This window comes from Chryseobacterium rhizoplanae (genome assembly GCF_900182655.1).
Lineage (GTDB): Bacteria > Bacteroidota > Bacteroidia > Flavobacteriales > Weeksellaceae > Chryseobacterium > Chryseobacterium rhizoplanae.
In genome coordinates, this window is sequence record NZ_FXTC01000003.1 from 73,815 (window position 1) to 96,763 (window position 22,949).

Annotated in this window: 23 protein-coding genes and 1 pseudogene; 8 read left to right on the forward strand and 16 right to left on the reverse strand. The window is 36.3% G+C overall.

The features are described from left to right. Window positions 1–12: 12 nt before the first annotated feature. On the reverse strand, window positions 13–1,740 hold the full coding sequence (locus FN817_RS08945) for an ABC transporter ATP-binding protein (RefSeq protein WP_142717892.1): 1,728 nt from the start codon (window positions 1,738–1,740) through the stop codon (window positions 13–15). Between the two features lie 505 nt (window positions 1,741–2,245). Further along, window positions 2,246–2,971, reverse strand: a pseudogene (gene lptB / locus FN817_RS08950) (LPS export ABC transporter ATP-binding protein); the annotation flags it as partial. A 153-nt stretch (window positions 2,972–3,124) separates the two neighbouring features. Here lptB and FN817_RS08955 point away from each other — a divergent pair. Further along, window positions 3,125–3,418, forward strand: coding sequence for a TM2 domain-containing protein (locus tag FN817_RS08955; protein ID WP_047434469.1), 294 nt, complete (start codon window positions 3,125–3,127; stop codon window positions 3,416–3,418). 79 nt (window positions 3,419–3,497) lie between these two features. Here FN817_RS08955 and FN817_RS23120 read toward each other — a convergent pair whose 3' ends face one another. Together FN817_RS23120 and hemB are read right to left on the reverse strand one after the other, a co-directional pair. Next, the gene (locus FN817_RS23120) at window positions 3,498–3,644 is read right to left on the reverse strand and encodes a bacteriocin-like protein (RefSeq protein WP_167498837.1); all 147 of its coding nucleotides are present in this window, start codon (window positions 3,642–3,644) and stop codon (window positions 3,498–3,500) included. Between the two features lie 145 nt (window positions 3,645–3,789). Then, a complete protein-coding gene (gene hemB / locus FN817_RS08960) occupies window positions 3,790–4,779 on the reverse strand; it encodes a porphobilinogen synthase (protein ID WP_142717634.1) in 990 nt (329 codons plus the stop codon). A gap of 118 nt (window positions 4,780–4,897) precedes the next feature. Between hemB and FN817_RS08965 the strand changes: the two genes are divergently transcribed. The 3 genes from FN817_RS08965 to FN817_RS08975 all read left to right on the forward strand — a co-directional run bounded on the left by FN817_RS08965 (window position 4,898) and on the right by FN817_RS08975 (window position 7,582). Continuing rightward, entirely contained in the window at window positions 4,898–5,248 is a 351-nt protein-coding gene (locus tag FN817_RS08965) for a T9SS type A sorting domain-containing protein (RefSeq protein WP_047378731.1), read from the forward strand. Between the two features lie 108 nt (window positions 5,249–5,356). Further along, window positions 5,357–6,268, forward strand: coding sequence for an ABC transporter ATP-binding protein (locus FN817_RS08970; protein WP_142717635.1), 912 nt, complete (start codon window positions 5,357–5,359; stop codon window positions 6,266–6,268). Between the two features lie 3 nt (window positions 6,269–6,271). Then, window positions 6,272–7,582: an ABC transporter permease gene (locus tag FN817_RS08975; RefSeq protein WP_047420854.1), complete on the forward strand. Its 1,311-nt coding sequence runs from the start codon at window positions 6,272–6,274 to the stop codon at window positions 7,580–7,582. Between the two features lie 91 nt (window positions 7,583–7,673). On the opposite strand, the gene FN817_RS08980 is transcribed toward FN817_RS08975, so the two are convergent. From FN817_RS08980 to FN817_RS09020, 9 genes are all read right to left on the reverse strand, one after another. Further along, window positions 7,674–8,345, reverse strand: coding sequence for a porin family protein (locus FN817_RS08980; RefSeq protein WP_142717636.1), 672 nt, complete (start codon window positions 8,343–8,345; stop codon window positions 7,674–7,676). 16 nt (window positions 8,346–8,361) lie between these two features. Then, window positions 8,362–9,234: a succinate--CoA ligase subunit alpha gene (gene sucD, locus FN817_RS08985; protein WP_047378735.1), complete on the reverse strand. Its 873-nt coding sequence runs from the start codon at window positions 9,232–9,234 to the stop codon at window positions 8,362–8,364. Window positions 9,235–9,324: 90 nt separating this feature from the next. Continuing rightward, window positions 9,325–10,227 carry a UDP-3-O-(3-hydroxymyristoyl)glucosamine N-acyltransferase gene (locus FN817_RS08990; RefSeq protein ID WP_142717637.1) on the reverse strand — a complete coding sequence of 301 codons (903 nt, stop codon included), beginning with the start codon at window positions 10,225–10,227 and terminating at the stop codon, window positions 9,325–9,327. Window positions 10,228–10,297: 70 nt separating this feature from the next. Then, the gene (efp, locus tag FN817_RS08995) at window positions 10,298–10,861 is read right to left on the reverse strand and encodes an elongation factor P (protein WP_047420850.1); all 564 of its coding nucleotides are present in this window, start codon (window positions 10,859–10,861) and stop codon (window positions 10,298–10,300) included. A 15-nt stretch (window positions 10,862–10,876) separates the two neighbouring features. Then, window positions 10,877–11,188, reverse strand: coding sequence for a hypothetical protein (locus FN817_RS09000; RefSeq protein ID WP_142717638.1), 312 nt, complete (start codon window positions 11,186–11,188; stop codon window positions 10,877–10,879). A gap of 23 nt (window positions 11,189–11,211) precedes the next feature. After that, complete coding sequence (lpxA, locus tag FN817_RS09005; protein WP_047420849.1) at window positions 11,212–12,006, reverse strand: acyl-ACP--UDP-N-acetylglucosamine O-acyltransferase; 795 nt, start codon at window positions 12,004–12,006, stop codon at window positions 11,212–11,214. Continuing rightward, a complete protein-coding gene (locus FN817_RS09010; protein WP_047420848.1) occupies window positions 12,007–13,404 on the reverse strand; it encodes a bifunctional UDP-3-O-[3-hydroxymyristoyl] N-acetylglucosamine deacetylase/3-hydroxyacyl-ACP dehydratase in 1,398 nt (465 codons plus the stop codon). It lies immediately after the preceding gene. Beyond that, a complete protein-coding gene (gene lpxD / locus FN817_RS09015; protein WP_047420847.1) occupies window positions 13,397–14,428 on the reverse strand; it encodes a UDP-3-O-(3-hydroxymyristoyl)glucosamine N-acyltransferase in 1,032 nt (343 codons plus the stop codon). The genes FN817_RS09010 and lpxD overlap by 8 nt, the downstream gene beginning before the upstream one ends. 71 nt (window positions 14,429–14,499) lie before the next feature. Next, a complete protein-coding gene (locus FN817_RS09020; RefSeq protein ID WP_142717893.1) occupies window positions 14,500–15,726 on the reverse strand; it encodes an HD domain-containing protein in 1,227 nt (408 codons plus the stop codon). A 239-nt stretch (window positions 15,727–15,965) separates the two neighbouring features. Here FN817_RS09020 and FN817_RS09025 point away from each other — a divergent pair, with 239 nt between their 5' ends. From FN817_RS09025 to FN817_RS09040, 4 genes are all read left to right on the forward strand, one after another. Continuing rightward, the gene (locus FN817_RS09025; protein WP_142717639.1) at window positions 15,966–17,606 is read left to right on the forward strand and encodes a S41 family peptidase; all 1,641 of its coding nucleotides are present in this window, start codon (window positions 15,966–15,968) and stop codon (window positions 17,604–17,606) included. Between the two features lie 132 nt (window positions 17,607–17,738). Then, on the forward strand, window positions 17,739–19,283 hold the full coding sequence (gene porX, locus FN817_RS09030; RefSeq protein ID WP_142717640.1) for a T9SS response regulator signal transducer PorX: 1,545 nt from the start codon (window positions 17,739–17,741) through the stop codon (window positions 19,281–19,283). 100 nt (window positions 19,284–19,383) lie between these two features. Continuing rightward, entirely contained in the window at window positions 19,384–19,674 is a 291-nt protein-coding gene (locus FN817_RS09035; protein ID WP_142717641.1) for a YciI family protein, read from the forward strand. After that, on the forward strand, window positions 19,674–20,438 hold the full coding sequence (locus tag FN817_RS09040; protein WP_142717642.1) for an exodeoxyribonuclease III: 765 nt from the start codon (window positions 19,674–19,676) through the stop codon (window positions 20,436–20,438). The genes FN817_RS09035 and FN817_RS09040 overlap by 1 nt, the downstream gene beginning before the upstream one ends. 70 nt (window positions 20,439–20,508) lie before the next feature. On the opposite strand, the gene FN817_RS09045 is transcribed toward FN817_RS09040, so the two are convergent. The 3 genes from FN817_RS09045 to FN817_RS09055 all read right to left on the reverse strand — a co-directional run bounded on the left by FN817_RS09045 (window position 20,509) and on the right by FN817_RS09055 (window position 22,726). Then, a complete protein-coding gene (locus tag FN817_RS09045) occupies window positions 20,509–20,880 on the reverse strand; it encodes a septal ring lytic transglycosylase RlpA family protein (RefSeq protein WP_047420840.1) in 372 nt (123 codons plus the stop codon). A gap of 562 nt (window positions 20,881–21,442) precedes the next feature. Next, window positions 21,443–22,156 carry a hypothetical protein gene (locus FN817_RS09050; protein ID WP_142717643.1) on the reverse strand — a complete coding sequence of 238 codons (714 nt, stop codon included), beginning with the start codon at window positions 22,154–22,156 and terminating at the stop codon, window positions 21,443–21,445. 15 nt (window positions 22,157–22,171) lie between these two features. Beyond that, the gene (locus FN817_RS09055; protein ID WP_142717644.1) at window positions 22,172–22,726 is read right to left on the reverse strand and encodes a hypothetical protein; all 555 of its coding nucleotides are present in this window, start codon (window positions 22,724–22,726) and stop codon (window positions 22,172–22,174) included. Window positions 22,727–22,949 lie beyond the last annotated feature (223 nt).

The window sequence follows — 22,949 nt, forward strand, 5'->3', positions numbered from 1 at the left end:
GAGTTTTTTTATTTAATTTTCTTTGAAAGTATTCACCAGTTTATCAAGATTCAGACTGCGGGCTGATGCATCAAAGATCTCACGGTAAGTACCTTCTTTACTGTAAAGTTCATCATGAGTCCCATTTTCTACTACTCTTCCTTTTTTCATCACATAGATAATATCCGAATCCAGAATCTGTGACAAAGAATGGGAAATGATGACCACGGTTCTTCCTTCTTTTATGGCATCCAGAGAATTCTTAATCTGTTCGGTGGCGATGGCATCAAGGCTGGCTGTAGGTTCATCCAGAAAGATGATCGGAGGATTTTTCAGAAACAGTCTGGCAATGGCAATTCTTTGCTGCTGCCCACCGGAAAGCTGAGTAGCATCATGCTGATATTGATCCGGAAGATCCATAATCTGTTCATGCAGATACGCTTTCTTTGCGGCTTCCTGAATCTCATCAAAACTGGCATTCATATCCCCATAGCGGATATTATCTTCTATACTTCCCTGAAAGATATGATTTCTCTGAAGTACGAGTCCAAGATCACTTCTAAGAAAAGTATTGTCAAATTCATTGAGATTTACTCCGTCCAGAAGAATCTCTCCGGAATCCGGAAAATAGAATTTACACAAAAGATTAATGATCGTTGACTTTCCTGCACCGCTCAGTCCTACCAAAGCTGTCGTTTTTCCGTTTTCAATTTTCATGGAAACATCATGTAAGGCTTTTGTTCCGTTGGGATAAGTAAAATCGACATTTTTCAGTTCAAAAGTTCCTTTGATTTCTTTTTCCACAAAGGTTCCATTCGATTCGGTTTCATTATCTGCGTTCAGGATATCAAAGTAGCCTTCAGCATAGATCATGGCATCATTCATATCATCATAAATCCTGTGCAGCTGGCGGATAGGTGCTGAAACGTTGTTGAAAAGCATAATATGAAGCATGATTGCACCGATGGTCATTTGCTGATCAAGAACGAGATAAACGGTTAAAAGAATGATCAAAACAACTCCGAACTGCTCAATAAACGTTTTTAAACCATCATAAATAAAGTTGGTTCTTCTTGTGATCATCTGACTTTCCATCAGTTCCATCTGAAGATCATATTGTTTTTTTCCTTCAAACTTTTCCCGGACAAAACTTTTAATCACCATAATGGAATTGATCAGATTCAGAAGCCCTGAGGTCTTTTTTTCTCTTTGATTTCTAAGCTGGCGGCGAACTCCGTTCAGTTTTTTGGCCTGAAGGGAACTGATATAAAAATAAATGGGAACAATAATGGTTGAAACAAGTCCTACATACACATTCTGCATGTACATAATGATCAGGGCAATGATCGCATTGGAAAAAAGAGGCAGAATATCAATAAAAAAATTCTGCACCAGTTTTGTCAGACTTTCTATTCCGCGGTCAATTCTGATCTGTAATTTTCCTGACTCATGGTTTTCATCGTTAAAATAAGCAACTCTATAAGTAAGAATCTTATCAATAGCTGACTGAGCCAGTACAGAACTGACATTGATCCTGATTTTTTCGCCATAAAACTTCTGCCCGAAATTGATAAAGATATTCAACAGTTCTTTTCCCAATAAAATAATGGAAATAATAATGAGAATATGAATTCCTTCTGACATGGGATGTGGAAGATGGGTAAGTTTGGTGACCTCATCTACCGTATATTTCAGAACAATCGGGTTTACCTGTGCTGCGAGAGCTCCCAGAAAAGTAAGAAACAAAGTTCCGTAAATCATGGGTCGGTAAGGTCTGATGAATGGGACAAGCTGCTTATAAATTCCGAATAAAGTGACTGTTCTGTTAAAAGGTTTAGCCATAGAAATCATTTTTAAATGAAAAACGTACCGTTTTCAAAAGAAAAAGGTACGTTTTATTATCATGTTCAGCAAATAAATGCTTTATATTTTATCCTTCAAACAGATAAGTGGTAAGGTAATGCAGTTCCTTTCTGCCAGCCTCTTTAGATTCCGCTTCTGCCTGTTCTAAAGAATATTGAGAATTGATTTCTTTTTTCTGGAAAACAAATGAGTTATTAGCATTTTTATCTACCACGTCATTAAAAATATGTTCAATTTCAGAGTTCGCTAATGAAGCAAAGCTGATATCTTCAAAACCATACATAAGTCTCAGATCATCAAACTGTCTGAAATTTTCATCTACAAATCCCTGCAACTGCGTTTTTGAATCAAAATTACCTGCCCAGATATTGTAAGCGTATTTTTTCTTTTTAGGTTTATCCAAAATGCTTTGATACACGAAGTTTTCACCAAGATATGCTTCTCTTACCTGCGGATCATTGGCCAGGTCTTCCGGAAGTCCTTCTTTCAGGATCTTTCCTTCAAACATAATATAAGTTTTGTTGGTAATGGCCAATGTCTGCTGCACGTTGTGGTCGGTAATCAGAATTCCGATATTTTTATCGACAAGACTTCTTACGATTTTCTGAATATCTTCAACGGCAATGGGGTCTACCCCAGCGAAAGGTTCATCCAGAAGAATAAAATTCGGGCTTGTAGCAAGACAGCGCGCAATTTCTGTTCTACGTCTTTCACCCCCGGAAAGAAGATCTCCTCTGTTTTTACGGACATGCTGTAAAGAAAATTCTTCAATCAGTTCATCACATTTGATCTGCTGCTCACGTTTTGAAAGCTTGGTCAGCTGCAATACCCCCATAATATTTTCTTCCACGGAAAGTTTTCTGAAAACGGAAGCTTCCTGGGCCAGATATCCGATTCCCTTTTGGGCTCTTCGGTACATCGCATCGGTAGTAATCTCCTGTTTATCCAGGAAAATTTTTCCTGAAGTGGGCTTAACCAACCCTACGATCATATAAAACGATGTGGTTTTTCCTGCTCCGTTCGGACCCAGCAAACCAACAATTTCTCCCTGTTGAACCTGTACAGAAACGCCTTTTACAACTTTTTTAGGACCGTATTCCTTGATTAAGTTTTCTCCTCGTAAAATCATAGGGCAAATATATCAAAAATATAAACTTCACTTATATGTTAATAGCAACTTGTTGATTTAAATGTAAACTTATTCACTTCCAAATCATTGTAACTTTTTATCATTTTCAACTACTTATCGTAAAACATCACAATCAATTACAATCATTAAGAAATGGAAAATTACGGTTACACAAAAACAGAAAATGTACAAAACCAGCAAAGCAACGTCCCTTATCGTTCGGAAAAGAAAATTCCAGCGGCTTTATTGGGGATTCTTGTAGGCTGGCTGGCTTTAAATAAGTTTTATCTGGGCTATACGAAAGAGGGAATCATTCAGCTGGTTCTGAATGTTGTTACTTTAGGTGCAGCTTCTATTATTCCTTTTATTGAAGGTATTTTATATCTTTTCATGAGCGACAAACAGTTTGATGACACCTATGTTTACGGGAAAAAAGGGTGGTTATAAAATGATAACCCTTTGACCTGTCTGAAAATAAAACAGGCTGTTCTTATCGGAACAGCCTGTTTATTTTTTATTGGAATGATCACTCAGGTGGACACGCTAAATGATTAATTGTACATGGATGCCAGACTCCCTTGCACCATGTTCCGCAATTCGGATCATCAATAATCACTTCCCCTCCTTTGATTTCCTTCAATTGATTTCTTTCAATCTTTTTAAGATTTCTCATAAATAAATTCTTTTGATGTTTTAATTATTTTCGTTTCTCGAAATTAGCTTTACTCAAAAGTATATTTTTTATTTACACGAAAGTCTTTAATCCGGACCATTAACTTAACATTAACGTTAGTTTCCGGATCACGATTTTCTAACCGTTATTTGTTCAAAAGTATCGCAGCTTCTTTTGCAAAATAAGTAAAGATCATGTCTGCTCCAGCTCTTTTGAAGCAAGTCAGGCTTTCAATGATCGTTTTGTCATTATCCAGCCAGTCGTTCTGCGCCGCCGCTTTTACCATCGCATACTCTCCACTTACATTGTATACTGCAATCGGTAGATCAATAGCTTCACGTACTTTGGAAACAATATCAAGATAAGGAAGTCCCGGTTTGATCATGATCACATCCGCTCCTTCGTCAATATCTTTAAATACTTCATTCAATGCTTCACGGGTATTGTGGAAATCCATCTGATATGTTTTTTTATCTTTCGGAATTTCCATGTCATCTTTTGGAGCACTGTCTAACGCACTTCTGAAAGGTCCGTAAAAAGAACTTGCATATTTGGCAGCATAGCTTACAATTCCTACGTCTGTAAAGCCGCTTTCTTCCAATGCTTCACGGATAACCTGTACTCTTCCGTCCATCATATCACTGGGTGCCACAAGATCTGCTCCTGCTTCAGCATGAGATACTGACATTCTTGCCAGTGCATCGTTGGTAGCATCATTGATAACTTTTCCGTTTTCAATGATTCCGTCGTGACCGTAAATTGAATAAGGATCTAAGGCTACATCCGGCATCACGATCATTCCCGGAACGGCATCTTTGATTGCCTTGATCGTACGCTGCATCAGTCCATCTCTGTTCCAGGCTTCTTTTCCTGTATTGTCTTTCAGGTTTTCTGACACTTTCATATACAAATTGACAGCTTTTACTCCCAAAGAAAATAATTCCTTACATTCCTTCACGGTTAAATCTATACTCCGCCTAAAAATTCCCGGCATAGACGGGATTGCCTCCTGCTTGTTTTCGCCCTCCATTACGAAGATCGGCATTACAAAATCATCAGTTGTAAGCACATTTTCTCTTACCAAACTTCTGATAGATTCATTAACTCTAAGTCTTCTATTTCTTGAATGTATCATTTTGGAATACTTTTTGAATAAGTTTCTACAAATTTAATATAAGTTCTACAAAAAACTATTGTATGAATTTGTAGAATTTATTACATTTGTTACATATATCCGAGAAATTATAAATTTGATGAAAAAACTTTTACTTTTATTTCTATTTGTAGGCACTTTTGTTGGATTTTCCAACAATTTAAAAGCTCAGCTTAGAGAGCCGAGTTCCATCACTCAGAAAGCAGATGATGGGGTGTTGCTTGCTTATCCAAATCCTGCAAAGGATTTCCTTATCATTAAGGCAAAAGATTCTTCTTTAAGAATCAAAAGTGTGACTTTTTATTCTATTTTGGGTATGCAGGTCGCTAATTATACAGTGAATATGAATTCCGGTGAGATCAATATTGAAAAATTGAAACCCGGAAAATATATGATCCGTTATATTTTAAGTGACAACACGCAGAAAGTTACTCAAATCGTGAAACAATAAATTACAATCCTGATAATCATCAGGATTTTTTCTTTTACATTAATTCTGTTTTAATATTTCCGTAACTTTCGGGACCTTTTTATACTAATTGTAAAAAGAATAATTTTAATGCTAAAAGCTGAACATATTAAAAAGACCTACAATGCCGGAAAAAAGGTCGCCCTGGATGATTTCAGCATCCATGTTCCAAAAGGCAGTATTTATGGCCTTTTAGGACCCAACGGAGCCGGAAAAACTTCTTTTATCCGTATCATTAATCAAATTACGCAGGCAGACTCCGGAGAGATCTTCATCAACGGACAAAAACTGAACCCGGATCATATTAAAGACATCGGCTATATGCCCGAAGAAAGAGGATTGTACAAAAACATGAGTGTTGGCGATCAGATCTTATATTTCGGGGAACTGAAAGGGATGAGTAAAAGCGATGCCCTGAGTGAGGCCAAAAAATGGTTTGAAAAACTAAATATCGACCAATGGTGGAAGAAAAAGCTGTCTGAACTTTCTAAAGGGATGGCGCAAAAAATCCAGTTTGTAGTAACCGTTCTTCACAGACCCCATCTTTTAATTCTTGATGAACCTTTTTCAGGTTTTGATCCTGTAAACGCCAACTTAATCAAAGATCAGATCATCGATCTTAAAAATAACGGAACAACCATTATTTTGTCTACCCACAGAATGGAAAGTGTGGAAGAAATGTGCGATTATGTTGCTTTGATCAACAATTCTAAAAAAATCATTGACGGAAGGGTTTTTGACGTAAGGGAAAAATTCAAGAAAAATATTTTTGGAGTTACCCTTTCTGAAGTCAACAATGATCATTTTGACCATTTCAAGAATAAATATGACATCTTCAATTTATCAAATGAAAATAATCTTGTTTCTTTTGACCTGAAAAATGAAGAGAGCCAGAATAATGTTCTTCTTGATCTGGTACAAGTAGGCAAAGTGAGGTCATTCGATGAAAGAATTCCCAGTATGAATGAAGTGTTTATTAATGCTGTAAGTAACCATCCTTAATTTATGAATAATATTTTTTTAATTACCAAGAGAGAATTTCTTACACAGGTTAAGAAGAAATCCTTCATTATATTAACGCTGCTTGCTCCTGTTATGATCATTGCTTTTGGAGCTGTGATAGGATTAATGTTTAAGGCAAATGAATCACACAGTATTATAGAAGTGGTTGATAAGAGCGGATTGTTCATGAATCAGCTGAAATCTAATGATAAACTAAATTATGTTTTTGTTTCTGCTGCAGATGAAAAATCAAAGATCAATAATTTAAAAGGAAATGAATCCCTGGATGGTATTCTGATTCTTCCGGAATTGAAAAATCAGAATTTCGACGCGCTTGAAAAAGAGGCAAGGCTGGTAATCAACAGCAAAATAGGATTCGACACAAAGCAGCAAATTATTTCTGACATCAGCAATGTTGTTAAAAAAGAAAAAATCAAGCAGCTGGGCATTCAGGAGACCCAGTTAATTGATCTTGATAAAAGCTTTACATTAAAGACCATTAATGTTAGTGATAATAATAAAGAGGATTCTGATCTTGCTTTCGGGGTTAAATCCGGGCTGAGTATGATCCTGATGTATGTTACCTTTATGTTTATCATTATTTATGGGGTAAGGGTAATGCGAAGTGTACTTGAGGAAAAGAACAACCGCGTTGTAGAGATTATTATTTCTTCCGTAAAACCTTTTGAACTGATGATGGGGAAGATTTTAGGAGTAACCATGGTGGCGCTGACACAGTTTCTGATCTGGATCACGATGTCTGTAATAGGAGCACTGGTTTTAAATACTGGTTTCTCACCTCTTCAGAAAGGCATTCCGGGTGGAAATGATGAGATTGCCAGTAAACTGGATGTGGGGCAGCTTGCTACCCAGATCTCTCACAGTCTTCTGGAACTGAATTTCCCATTAATTATTTTTGTATTCATCGTTTTCTTCCTTTTAGGCTATATTTTTTACAGTTCTATATATGCAGCAATTGGTTCTGCAGTAGACAATGAAACAGAAACCCAGCAATTTACTTTGTTTGCAATTTTACCTTTAACATTGGGGATGTATGGAAGTTTCACCTTGATGAATAATCCTGATGGACCATTAGGCTTCTGGCTGTCAATCATTCCGTTTACTTCGCCAGTGGCAATGATTGCAAGAATCCCATTTGGAGTTCCTGCGTGGCAGATTGCGCTGTCCATTGGATTATTACTGGCAACAACTGTTTTTATGATCTTCCTGGCCGGAAAAATCTATCGTGTAGGGATTTTAATGTACGGTAATAAAGCTACTTTAAAAGAGCTTTGGAAATGGATCAAAGGATAATCTGGAAAAGGCTGAAAAGTAAGCCTGCTTAAATTATAATAAAAAAATCCCGGAAACTTAGTTTCCGGGATTTTTTATATTCTGAGATATTCTATTTGAATATATAGCTTAAAGTAAGTGCAATTACCTGTTCTGATTTTTTCTTATCAGTACCTCCTTTCTCGTTTACAAGACCAGGGTAAGTATCAGAAAGTCCTAAATCATATTTTAAAGCTACTTCGAGTTGTCTCTTATAGCTATACCCTACGCCTAGTCCAAGTCCCCAGTTAAAGCTTTTTGCTTTTCCGTTTACTCCTGCCGGTTGTGTAGGATCAGTAACGTCCGGATCATAGTAAGGTCTTCCTACCGGAGGATTCTTTACGTCCTGACTTACTAAAAAGTTAAATCTAGGTCCAATCATTCCAAAGAACTCTGATTCAGCTTCTGAAAAGTATCCTTTGAAATAAAGTGGTACACTCAGATAGTTATTTGCATATACTGCATCGTAACCGTCTTTACCTTTAGCATCTTTATCTTTCCCGGTTTCTCCCGCACCATAGTACAGAACTTCAGGTTGTATAAAGAACTGGTTTGCCTTCCCTACAGGGATCAAAGCCAAAGCTCCACCTTGGAAGGTATATCTTGGGCCAGAGGGATTGTGGGCATTTGCTACTCTTGAGTAGTTTAAACCTGCTGTAAGACCGAATCTTGTATTATTCCATTGCACCTGTGCAAAAGATAATGCGGAAAGCGTCAAAGCTGAGGCTAATAAAAGTTTTTTCATATGATGTGGTTTTATATTATCCTAGAATTTTTGCTACAGTAGCACCAATGTCAGCAGGAGAATCTACAACGTTGATACCGTTTTCTCTCATGATTTCCATTTTAGCCTGAGCTGTATCTTCAGCACCACCTACGATAGCACCTGCGTGACCCATAGTTCTTCCTTTTGGAGCAGTTTGTCCAGCGATGAATCCTACAACCGGTTTATTAGAACCACTTGCTTTGTACCATCTTGCAGCTTCAGCTTCAAGACCTCCACCAATTTCACCGATCATTACAACAGCTTCAGTTTCAGGATCATTAATAAATAATTCTAATGCTTCTCTTGTAGTTGTTCCAATAATTGGGTCACCACCAATACCGATTGCAGTAGAAATACCGTAACCTGCTCTTACAACCTGGTCAGCAGCTTCATAAGTAAGGGTACCTGATTTTGAAACGATACCTACTTTACCTTTTTTGAAAACGAAACCTGGCATAATACCAATTTTAGCTTCTTCAGAAGTAATGATTCCAGGGCAGTTTGGTCCGATTAATCTGCAGTCTCTGTCAGCAATATAAGATTTTACTTTTACCATATCAGCTACAGGAATACCTTCAGTAATACATACGATTACTTTGATACCTGCTTCAGCAGCTTCCATGATAGCATCTGCTGCAAATGCCGGTGGTACGAAAATGATACTTACGTTTGCTCCTGCTTTTTCAACAGCATCAGCCACTGTATTAAATACCGGTTTTCCTAAGTGCTCGCTACCTCCTTTTCCTGGAGTAACACCACCTACTACATTTGTTCCGTATTCAATCATCTGACCAGCGTGGAAAGTTCCTTCGTTCCCTGTAAATCCTTGTACAATTACTTTAGAATCTTTGTTTACTAAAATTGACATTTTATTGTTGTTTTAATTTATTTATTATTTTATTAATGCTCACAAATTTACTTAAATTTCTTTGATTTTGGATAAAACCTTTGGAATAGTTTATTTGAGATTTCTCAGCTTTACTTCTTTTTTCAGATAAGTTTTGAAATCTTCTGCAAACATCCCAATATAGGTACCTTTTTCAAGATCTCTGTTGACTCCTGTTTTTCCTAAAAGTACAGATCCTGCCTCAATTTTATTACCGGAAGCAATTCCTACCTGTCCCCATAATGTTACCTCATCTCCGATGATGCAGCATCCTGCAATTCCTACCTGAGACGCAATAAGGCATTTTTTCCCGATAACGGTATCATGTCCTATCTGAATCTGGTTATCCAGAACAGAACCTTCTCCAATAATGGTAGAATCCGTAACGCCTCTGTCAATGGTACAGCCATTTCCTATCTCCACATTGTTTTCTATGATAACATTTCCAACAGAAATCAGACGGTCAAAGTTTCCGTTTAACTTTCTGTAATAAAAGGCGTCACCTCCTAAAACAGTGTTAGACTGAATAATCACATTATCTCCGATTTCCGTACGGTCACCGATCACAACATTTGGAAAAATAAGGGTATTTTTTCCGATTTTCACATTGTTCCCGATCACTGCAGAAGAGTGAATTTTTGTACCCTCTCCTATTTCCACATCATGAAGTTCTTCTGTGAAATTATATATTCTGGTAAAATGAGTATTGATTTTATTAAAGTCTCTGAAAGGATCATCAGAAACCAAAAGTGCTTTGCCTTCCGGGCACGCCACTTCTTTATCAATTAAAATAATAGTTGCTGCAGAGTTTAATGCCTTGTCATAATATTTGGGATGGTTCACAAAAACGATATCCCCTGGTTTTACCATGTGAATTTCATTGGTTCCCAATACTTCAAAGTCTTCCGGGCCAACAAATGCTGAGCCTATTAAATCTGCAATCGTTTTAAGCTTTTGCGGAGAATGGAATCTCATAACAATAGATTTTCTTATAAAACAAAATTCGGAGTGCTAATGCAAACCGAATTTATGTAAATTTTATTTATTATTTCACTCTTTCTAAGTAGCTACCGTCTTCAGTGCTTACTTTAATTTTGTCTCCCGGCTCAATGAACAAAGGAACCATTACTCTTGCTCCTGTTTCAACGATTGCGTTTTTAAGAGCGTTAGTTGCAGTGTTTCCTTTTACACCCGGATCAGCTTCAATCACATCCAGGTATACTGACTGTGGAAGTTCAGCAGAAAGCGGAGTCTCATCAGCTTCTTTCAAAATGATTGTTACTTCTTCACCAGCTTTCATAAACTGAGCGTTTTCAATCATTTCTTTATTGATATATAATTGAGAGAAGTCATCATTGTTCATGAAGTGGAATCCGTTCTCATCATCATACAGATACTGGAACTTTCTGGTGATTACTTTTACTTCATCAATTTTGTGTCCTGCGGAGAAAGTATTATCAATTACTTTACCGTTAGTCACTGACTTTAATTTTGTTCTTACGAAAGCAGGACCTTTTCCTGGTTTTACGTGAAGAAACTCAATTACTTTAAAAATATCATTGCTATATTCGATGCACAGCCCTTTTCTGATATCGTTACTTGTTGCCATTAATTATATAAATATTTATTTTCTTTTTTTAATTTCAATACCTTGTCCTTGAGGCATCATTCTGTTAAATATATTATTATTGAATGTATTTACATTGTTATTCAATCTGTTTACATTCATTTGAATATCAGATTTATACTGATCAGCTGTTCCTAAAATTGAGCTTCCGGTATTTTTCTGTTTCAGAATACCATTTAAGTTATTCCTGGCAATACTATCATTAGATACTTCAGAAATTTTTCTTTCAATCGTAAAAGGCTTTTCCTTTTGCTGTCCAAACAAAAAAGATGTTGCTGAAAGTGCTGTAAGTATGATTAAATATTTCATAATCCGATAGTATTTATGATTAATTATTCTCTATCCTTTCCGGTTCCGTATCCTTTTACGATACCTCTAGGAGAATTTTGAATAAATTGTAAAATTTCATCTCTTTCGGCCGTTGGCAGCATTTCTTTTTCAATATGTGAAATGGCCTGAGAAACGTTCATTTTCATTTGGAATATTGCTCTGTAGATTTTCTGGATTTCAAAGATTTTCTCATTGGTAAATCCTCTTCTTCTTAAACCAACAGAATTGATACCAGCATAAGACATGGGCTCCCTTGCAACTTTTACATAAGGCGGGATATCTTTTCTTACCAAAGTACCTCCGGAAATCATCACATGCTTTCCGATTTTACCAAATTGGTGTACAGCAGATAAACCTCCCATTACAGTGTAATCTCCTATCTCCACATGTCCTGCAATACCACAGCCGTTTACAATGATAACGTGATCTCCGATAACACAGTCATGAGCAATGTGTGAAGTAGCCATAATAAGACAGTTAGCACCTATCTTGGTAAATCCCAGAGCTTTTGTACCTCTGTTTACTGTAACACATTCTCTGATTGTTGTATCATCACCAATTATTACCTGGGTATCTTCACCATCAAATTTAAGATCCTGAGGGATTGCAGAGATTACCGTCCCAGGAAAGATCCTGCAGTTTTTCCCTATCCTTGCTCCATCCATGATGGTTACATTAGGACCAATCCAGGTTCCTTCTCCAATTTCTACATCCCCTGCAATGGTAGTAAAAGGTTCTACGATTACATTTTTGCTGATTTTCGCGCGTTTATCTACGGCTGCTAATTGATGGATCATTTAATCAACTTTATTTTTTGCAACTTGAGCCATAAGCTCTGCTTCTACTGCCACTGTATCTCCTACGTATCCATACCCCTGCATATGAACAATTCCTCTTCTGATAGGCTCTATCAATTCGATTTTGAATATAAGCGTATCTCCAGGAATTACTTTTCTCTTGAATTTCACCTTATCAATTTTGATGAAATAAGTAGAATAGTTCTCAGGATCCGGAACACTGGCCAGTACCAGGATACCTCCTGTTTGTGCTAATGCTTCTACCTGAAGTACTCCAGGCATTACAGGTTCTTTAGGGAAGTGCCCAACGAAGAATGGTTCGTTCATTGTCACGTTTTTCAACCCTACCACGTGAGAGTCTGAAAGTTCAAGAACTTTGTCGATCAATAAGAACGGAGGTCTGTGAGGCATAAGCTTCATAATTCCGTTGATATCGAATACGGGTTCTTTTGTCAGGTCAAAATCCGGAACGTTTTTCTTTTTCTGCAATTTCCACTGGCGGTTCAGTTTTTTCGCAAACTGGGTATTCACAAAGTGTCCCGGTTTGTTGGCAATAACTTTACCTTTTATTTTCACCCCTGCCAAAGCAAGATCACCAATTACATCTAATAATTTGTGTCTCGCCGCCTCGTTAGGATAGTTTAGATTAAGATTGTCAAGAATACCGTTTGGTCTGATAGATACATTATCTTTTCCAAAGGCTTTCTTTAGTTTTTCTGTAGTTTCAGGAGTAAGATCTTTATCTACATATACAATGGCATTGGAAATATCTCCACCTTTGATCAAACCGTGATCTAAAAGCATTTCCAATTCATGCAGGAAGCTGAATGTTCTTGCTGATGAGATTTCGTCTTTAAATTCTGAAATATTTTTAAGAGTGGCGTTCTGAGTACCTAATACTTTAGTCCCAAAATCTACCATTGTTGTTACTTCGTAAGTATCTGAAGGAATGATTGTGATTTCCGAACCGGTAGCCGGATCACTGTAGGTAAGAACTTCTTTTACAACCAGATATTCTCTCGCTACGCCCTGTTCTGCAACACCAACGCTTTCAATAGCTTCAACAAAGTATTTTGAAGATCCGTCAAGGATAGGTGGTTCAGAGGCATCCATTTCTAAGATTGCGTTATCAATATCACAACCTACAAGAGCTGCCAAAAGGTGTTCGCACGTGGTAATTTTTACCCCTAATTTTTCTAATGTAGTTCCTCTTTCTGTTGCTACAACATAATTTACATCTGCTTCTACCTGAGGATGTCCCTCTAAGTCGGTTCTTACAAATACAAAACCTGTATTTTCTTTAGCAGGTTTAATGGTAAGTTTTACTTCTCTACCCGTATGAAGACCAATTCCAGAAAGAGTTATCTCTTGCTGAAGTGTTTTTTGCATATCACTCATTAGTATTATCTTTTGAGTTATTCTCAAGATTATTTATTCTATTTACTATTCCAGGAAGATTCCTGAAATGAACATAACTCCTCAAATAGTCATTATAACTGATGGCTGGTGAGCCATACAGTGTTTCTCTGTCATTAACGCTGGAATTCACACCACTCTGGGCCTGAATTTTCACCTGATTTCCTATTTTAATATGTCCTACAACACCTACCTGTCCCCCAATCTGGTTCCAGTCACCAATGGTAGTAGAACCTGCAATTCCTGCCTGGGCTGCAATTACATTGTTCTGGCCTATTTTCACATTGTGGGCAATCTGAATCAGGTTATCAATTTTGGTTCCTTTTCCTATAATGGTAGAGCCTATTGTTGCTCTGTCTATACTACAGTTGGAGCCGATTTCTACATCGTCTTCAATAATTACATTTCCAAGCTGCGGTATTTTTTTGAAACCTTCGGCAGTTGGCTGGAAACCAAACCCGTCACCTCCAATGACCGTATTGGAATGAATCACACAGTTATCTCCAATAATACAATAGTCATAAATTCTGGCACCACTGTCTATCTTGCAGTTTTTACCAATTTTCACTCCTTTTCCTATATATACATGTGGATAGATCTGTGCCCCTTCCCCGATTTTAGCTTTCTCGGAAACATATGTAAATGCTCCGATATAGGCTTTATCTCCTATGACAGCCGTATCGTGAATGGAAGAACCATTTTCAATACCTTCTTTTCTTCCCTGCATTTCCTGGTATAAATTCATCAGGATCTGAAAAGAAAGATAAGCATCTTTTACAACGATTAAGGTAGGGTTATAACTATTTTTCTCCAGAAGTTTTTCCGAAATGATAATAACAGAGCATCGTGAGGTATCCAAGAAATGAGAAAATCTATCTTGTGCTATAAAAGAAAGATGTCCTGATTCCCCATTTTCAATTGGTGAAACACCCGTAATAAGTGCATTCTCGTCACCTATTATTTTTCCGTCAATAAAACTTGCAATTTGCGAAGCTGTAAATTCCATATTCTGCAAAGATAAGAAATTCTAGAATTTGCAAACATTTTTTGGTTTCAGATCGTAAATTTTAATATTATTTAAGAGTCCAGCCCTGAGATATCTCTTGGAAACATAAGGATATAGCGAGTCGTCTTATTTACAATTAACCCTGATAAAAGCTGATCTTCCGACTCATGAAGCCTCGTTCTTTTACCGTTTTTATGCAGTAAATAGATGGGCTGCTTCTCCGCATGATAGGGCAAAAGTTTTCTTTTTATTTCATGAACCAATTCTTTTCCATTATCAATTTTGAAAAATTCGTTGGTATTTTTTATTTTTTCATCAATTATTTCCTGTCCAAATGGATGCGATGAAATAATTGTTTTAGGTAAATTTCTCTGAATTACACATTTACACCAATATGACAGTACAAAATCATCCGCATTCTGCCATTCTTTCATCGCCTGGATCACATCATTATCATCAAGACTGGTAAATCGTTCTATATCTTCATCCGTTGCAGCACTCTTTTCACGGTATAAAAAATATTTCAGATTATCCGTCGCAGGAAGCTCCGTTCCCTGAGAAATAAGGTATTTCGCTCTTTCAAGAATCTTAACCAAAAGAAATTCTGCCAAAGCTGACGTTTTATGATAATAGACCTGCCAGTACATGAACATTCTGGCCGTCAGAAAATTTTCAATGGAATAAATTCCTTTCGCATCAATCACCAGTTCACCTTCTTCACAGACGTTCATCATGGAAATAATTCTCTGTGTATTAATATTTCCTTCCGATACCCCCGTAAAAAAACTGTCTCTTTTCAGATAATCCAAACGGTCTACATCCAGCTGGGAAGAGATCAGTTGGTTGAAAAATTTCCTATGATATTTTCCCTGGAACATTTCGATAGCTATTGACAATTGGCCATCAAACTCCTCATTCAGCTTATTCATCAGGAGTAAAGAAAGGTTTTCATGATGCCAGTCGTCCATCAGCATACTTTCCAGCGCATGAGAAAACGGGCCATGACCAATATCATGCATCAGAATAGCCAGCATCGCCCCTTTTTCCTCTTCTTCAGAAATTTTCACCCCTTTTTGCTTCAATGTTTCCAAAGCAGTAAACATCAGGTGCATTGCTCCCAAAGCATGGTGAAATCTTGTATGAGTAGCGCCCGGAAATATCAGGTTCAGAAGTCCGGTCTGCCCGATTCTTCTTAACCTCTGAAAGTAAGGATGCTCAATGATATCAAATAAAATTTCGTGGGGAATTTTGATAAATCCATGAACAGGATCGTTGATGATTTTTAGCTTATTCTGCATTGAAACGTCAATATTAGTAAACAAAGTTAGGCATTTTAAAATTTAGACTTTTATTAAATTACTATTAAAACATAAGGCTTAAAAACTGATATCATTCATATTCTTCACAAAATAACATGTTCTTTACATGATTAAAAATTTCTCTGATCCATTTTGATTTTTAATTCATATTTTTTTGAAAACCTTTTGCCAGTGTTGTTGCAAAGGACTACCTTTGAGAGAAAACACGATCCCCCTTAATGAGAAAGTATTCTCTTTTCCTTTTATTACTTTTAAGTTTAAATTTTTCCGCACAAATTATAACTGAAACACAAAAACTGGAATCCCTCTGCAGAATATGGGGATTTTTAAAGTATTACCATCCTCATGTAGCAAAAGGAAATCTGAACTGGGATCAACAGCTTTTTCAGAAGATTGATGAGCTTGAATCTATCAATGATAAAGAGGCGTTGAATAATTTTTACGCTGACTGGATCAAAAGTCTCGGAGAAGTCGCTCCCTGCAAAGAATGTTCGGCAAAGGATAATAAAGTGTATTTTCTTAAAAATTTTGATCTGAGCTGGATAGACAACCGTCAAATTTTCTCCAGAGATCTTTCTCAAAAGCTTCGTTACATTGAAAACAACCGGAATCTGGGAGATAATCATTATTTCGGGAAAGGTGGAAGGAAAATATATTTCAGAAATGAAAAGTCTTATGGTTCAAGATTCACTTCAGGAAAGATCAGCCTTCTGGAGCTATTCAGATATTGGAATTATGTAGAATATTTTTTTCCTTATAAGTATGAAACTGATCAGAACTGGAATGATGTTCTTACAGAAATGATTCCCAAATTTCTTATGATTGATACTGATGAAAATTATCATTTAACATTGGCGGAACTGGTTACCAAAACAGATGATTCCCATGCCTATCTTTCATCAAAGGAAATTCAGCTGCATCAATACGGAAGCCGAAGGGTGCCAATAGAGTATTCTTATGCAGAAGGAAAACTTGTGATTACTAAGATCAATGCTACAAAATTCAGGGATAAAAGCCTGCTTCATGTAGGAGATGTTATTTATGATATTGAAGGTAAAACGATTCCGCAAATGGTCAACAGCTTTGGAAAATATATTCCAGCCTGCAATTCCTGGGGTAAATTCAATAAAGCAAAAAGCAAACTTCTGTTCAGCAATAACGATTCTGTTTCTGTAAAAATTGAGAGAGAAGGACAAAACCTGGAAATCAAAACCAGAACGTATTTTTCCAAAGATATTATTCATGAAAAAAATAAAGTTCCCCGTAAGTGGAAATTCATGGATAAGGAAAAGAAAATCGGGTATGTTGATATGGAGATGATAGAAAAGGAAGATCTGAATGAAATGTACAACAGTTTAAAATCTTCAAAATCTATTATCTTTGATCTTAGAAATTATCCAAAGCAAACGATCATCCCTTTAAGCTATCTTTTGCTTCCTGTGCCGTCCGTTTATTATCAGTTTACTTTTCCAGATCCTTCTTATCCCGGTAAATTTTACAGCAGACAAAATGTTACCGGCAGAAAAAATCCTGAATACTATAAAGGAAATGTAATCGTTTTAGTAGATGAGAATACGCAAAGCCAAGCAGAGACCACCACAATGATGTTCAAACAGCATCCGAAGGCTAAAATTATCGGAAGCAATACTTCAGGAGCCAACGGTGATGTGATAATGTTTAAAATTGCCGATGTTGATACCCGGTTTACAGGACTTGGTGCTTATTATCCTGATGGAAGGGAAACGCAAAGAATAGGCATCACTCCCGACATTCTTGTAAAACCGACGGTGGAGGGGCTTAAAAACGGAAAAGATGAAGTGCTGGAAAGGGCTTTGGAATATATAAAAGCCATGGATTGAATGAAACAGAAAAGTGAAATATCAAACGGTATTTTCATTTAACTAATATTTAACTTTTAATCTCTCTATTTTGTGAGAATTTAGAAGGAATTGGTCAACATTTTGATAGAATAACCATGTAAAAAATAAATTATGTCAGAAAAGATATTATGGATTGATGATGAAATAGATTTACTTAAACCTCATATTGTATTTTTAGAAAAAAAGGGCTACCAGGTAACCCCTGTTAATAATGTGAATGAGGCTTTGGAACTTATGGATTCAGAGAAATTTGCTTTAACATTAATTGATGAAAATATGCCGGGTATCTCCGGACTGGAAGCCATTCCTATGATCAAGGAAAAAGATAACTCCTTAAAGATTGTGATGGTTACCAAAAGCGAAGAAGAACACATTATGGAAGAGGCTATCGGGTCTCAGATTGCCGATTATATATTGAAGCCTGTAAATCCTAACCAGATATTACTTTCCCTAAAGAAGAACCTTCAGGAAGATAATCTTGTTGAGCAAAAAACTATTTTGCAGTACCAGCAGGAATTCAGAAACCTTTCTATGGAATTGTCATACCTGAGAACGTATCAGGAATGGGCAGAATATTATAAAAAAATCCTTAGCTGGGAGATCAAATTTGACAAGGTAGCGGATAATGAATTTGCAGACCTTCTGCAGTCTCAGAAAGAAGAAGCCAATATTCAGTTTGCCAAGTTTATTGAAAAAAACTACACAGACTGGCTTGTTGATTCAGACAAACCTCTTATGAGCCATACCCTTTTCAAGGAGAAAGTAAAACCTGAGGTTGAAAAAGAAAAAGTTCTTTTGCTGATGGTAGACAACCTTCGTTACGACCAGTGGAAAGTGATTGAACCTTTATTTACAAAATATTACAATAAGATTTCGGAAGATTATTACTACAGTATTCTTCCTACGGCTACTCAATATGCAAGAAACTCTTTTTTTGCAGGATTGATGCCGTCTGAAATTGAAAAACGTTTCCCTGACAAATGGTTTAATGATAATGAAGAGGGAAATAAAAATGAATTTGAGCGTGATTTCCTTGAAGATCAAATGAAGAGAATAGGTTTGGGGTCAAAGTCTATGAAGTATCTGAAGGTACTGAATGCCGATTTTGAAAGAAAAATCTATGATGATTTCAATCAGCATAAAAACAATGATTTGTTGGTCATTGTATACAACTTTATTGATATTCTTTCCCACGCGAAAACAGACAACCACATTGTAGATCAGCTGATCCGTGATGATAAAACCTTCCGTTCTCTTACCTTCAACTGGTTTGAAAACTCTTCTTTGCTGAAGATTATAAAAGCAGCGGCAGAAAACGGCTATAAACTGGTCATTACTACAGACCACGGAACGGTATATGTTAAAAAGCCAAGTAAAGTGGTAGGAGACAGAGAAACTTCTACTAATATCAGATATAAAACAGGTAAAAGTTTAACGTATGACGACAGTGATGTATGGGCGATTACCAATCCTGAAAAACTTTTCCTTCCAAAAGGAAATTTAAGCTCGAAATATATTTTTGCTAAAAACAGTACATTCCTGGCTTATCCTAAAAATTACAATCATTTCGTTAATTACTATAAAGAAACCTACCAGCATGGAGGAATTTCACTGGAAGAGTGCATCATTCCTATCAGCATTTTAGAACCCAAGTAGTTTTTTTCATAGTTTATTTAATTTTGGGTTTAAAGCGGAAAAAATCATTCGATTTTTTCCGCTTCTTTTTTATAGTTCATATCTTCGTAAAAAATAAATCATGTTTATTATTTCGCTTACCTACAGGAGTTCTCTTGAAAATGTAGAACGTCTTATTCCCCAGCACAATATTTTTCTTAATAAGCATTATGAATCCGGACGGTTTATTGCTTCGGGTAGAAAAGAACCAAGAACGGGAGGGATCATTATAGCCAATGCAGAATCTAAAAATGAAGTTGAGCAGATTATTTTTGAAGATCCTTTTTATATTCATCAGGTAGCGGATTATGACATCACGGAATTTATCCCTTCGAAATACCATGAAAATTTTAAACTTTTTATAGAAGACTAATGAGATTAATTACATACAACGTCAATGGAATCAGAGCCGCTTTTACGAAAGATTTCCTGGGCTGGCTAAAAATTGCTGATCCGGATATTATCTGCATTCAGGAGAGCAAGGCCGGAAACGATCAGATAGACATCGAAAGTCTTGAAAAATTAGGTTATCACAGTTATTGGCATTCAGCAGTAAGAAAAGGCTATAGCGGGGTCGGAATTGCCTCAAAAATCAAACCCAATCATGTAGAGTATGGCTGCGGTATCGAAAGCTATGATAATGAAGGGAGAATCATCCGTGCAGATTTTGACGGATATTCAGCTATTTCGGTGTATGTTCCTTCTGCGTCCAATATTGAAAGACTGGATTTTAAAATGCAATTTTGTCATGACTTCCTGGAATATATCAAAAATTTAAAGAAAGAAATTCCCAACCTGATTATATCCGGTGATTTTAATATTTGTCATGAGGCAATCGATATTCACAATCCAATCGGGTTAAAAAATGTTTCAGGTTTCCTTCCAATGGAAAGAGAGTGGATGACGAATTTCATTAATGAATGTGAACTGATAGACAGTTTCAGGTTTTTTAATAGTGATCCGGACAATTATACATGGTGGAGCTACAGACAAAATTCCAGAGCCAGAAACAAAGGATGGAGGCTGGATTATAACTTCACCTCTTACAGTTTAAAGGACAAGCTCTCCAGGGCTGTTATTTTAAAAGAAGCTGTACATTCTGACCATTGTCCTGCTTTATTGGAATTGGATGTGTAATCAACGGGATATTATCACATACAAAAAGCCAGCTGAATCAGCTGGCTTTTTTTTAATTTAAATCATAAAATTAATCGACAATTTCATATTCGACCGGAATTGTACCATGACTGATATCTCCAATCTCATCGAACGCAGCTTTAGACATATCTAAAGATCTTGATGAATGGTAAGGCCCTCTATCATTAATTCTCACTATTACCTCTTTACCATTTTTAAGGTTAGTTACCTTAACGTTTGTTCCAAATGGAAGCGTTCTGTTTGCTGCAGTAAACTTTGAATTATCAAAGACTTCTCCGCTAGCGGTTTTTCTACCGTTAAATTTATCGTGGTAGTACGATGCATAACTTGTTTTTTTCGCATCTGAGGCATTATTCGTAAAAGAATAAACACCTAAGGTTGAAATCATCATTATGATTACGAGAATGAATCTTTTCATCATCTTGAACTTTTATTGGTTTTGACGGAGCAAAAGTATCAGGAATCTTTAGAAAACCCTATTCAACATGTTAAAAACTGTTAACAAAAGATTAATCAAATGTTAAATACCGCTGTAACCTCCTATGAACAGGGGTTTTAGAGCATAGCGTTAAAAAGTGTTAAAAAAACACGCGAAAAGTTAACATAATTAACTAATTTGTACATAATTTAAATTTCACACTTTTAAAACAAATTGAAAATCAATAAATTACAAAATTGATAAAGTTAAAATAAAATCAGAAATCAATCTCAAAAAATTTAAAGTCTTAAGAACCGCACTCCGGAAAAACTTTCTGACAGACGATCTCTGCTTATATAAAGCAAGACACCAGAATTATTTTTTAACACCTTTTTATTTTGTTAAAATTTACAGACCGGTTCATTGTTCAACAAATATCCGCTTTAATCATTCAAAAAAATGAATACGTGATGATTTATAACCCGAAAAATAAATGAACGTAAATCCTCTTAAAAGAAAAAAACCAATGATTTCTCATTGGTTTTGTATGTAATTAAATAATGTCTTATTTTAAATATTCTAATACATAATCGTATGTACCGTTAGGATACACTACAGAAATACTTGGTGATCCTGTAACTGCAGCTCCGGTAGAGGTATCATAAGAATATAATTCTCTGGAATATACAGTATTTGTACCTGCTTTATAGATAGTGATTCCGTACATTGAAGTTATTCCAGCAGGAGCAGGAATTGTTACCGAAGTGGAAGTTCCACTTGCTGCAAAAGTTCCTTTTACACCATATATCTGAGCGTTGTTTACTTGTCTGTTTGTAACTGTTTCAGTTGTAAGAATATTTTCTTTCCCAGAAGAACCTAATGGTAACCATTGTCCTGAAGCAGAAGAAAATGCTGGTGTTGGAGTAGGATTGCTAAAATAGTAAAAGCCTACACCTACAGTTTGTCCTCCGATACCTGATCCTGTAGCAGGAGTAGTACCTGCAGTAGAGTTATAAACAATCATCCCATCATATGCAGTAGGGAAGTTTAGAGCACTCGTTACCGGTGTAACAAAAGTAAAGGTGGTTAAATTTGTTCTAGGAAATGCTAATCCTTTACCATTACTAGTTGATGTTGTAAATCCATTTGCAGAAGCATCTAAAAATACAGACTGTGTAGCTACTGTAGCACTCACAGTACCATTTGATCTTAATTGAGCGAAAAACGTGCTTGATGCCGCAACAATGGCAAACAATGCTGATGTTAAATATACTTTCATAATTGTGTTTTGTTTTTAGAATGAGTTATAGCTATACCAATTTGTTCCATCACAAATGTAAGACAAAGATCCACCAGATTGAAGAGGTGTCGTTGAAGCTGTACTGTGAACTCCCGTTACACTAAAAAAAGATCCATTGGTTGCATCTATGAATGTAATAGTTTTACCGTTGGTTTTTGTTAATGTAGCTAAGTTAAATGTAACATTTGATGTAACTAGAACTGCATTATTCAAGTCTGCATCAGAGATCGTAGAAGCTGTTTGTGCTCTTACTGTCATTCCAGCAGGAGCAACAGATCCACCACCTACAGCGATCCAGGTGTTTGTAGTCTGGCCATCATAATAGTAAAAACCTACAGCTGTAACGTTGGTTGTTTTAGGAGTTGCTGTACCGTCAATCGTCGTAACGAAAGCAAGCGCTCCATTTTGAGCTGTAGTATAAGCCGCATCTTTAGCTAATAATTGTGCTCTTGTCATACGAGGGACTAATAAGGCGTCAGGTCTAGTGTTGTCAGTAGTATTTGCTGCTACATCTAGCGTTGCGGCAGGTGTGGTTGTGTTAATCCCCACTCGCCCCTGCTGAGCCTTAGAAAGGGCCGAAAGGCCAACAAGCATAATTGCTGTTAATAAAAATTTTTTCATAAGTTTTTAAAGATTTTTAATTACATTTTTTTCATCAATATTTCCAAAATGGTAGATGCATCCCAACTTGCGAATATTATATTGAAGCAATTCATTAATTATAATTTTAATTGAATTTAAGCTTCATTTTAATGATTAACTTATTGAAAGC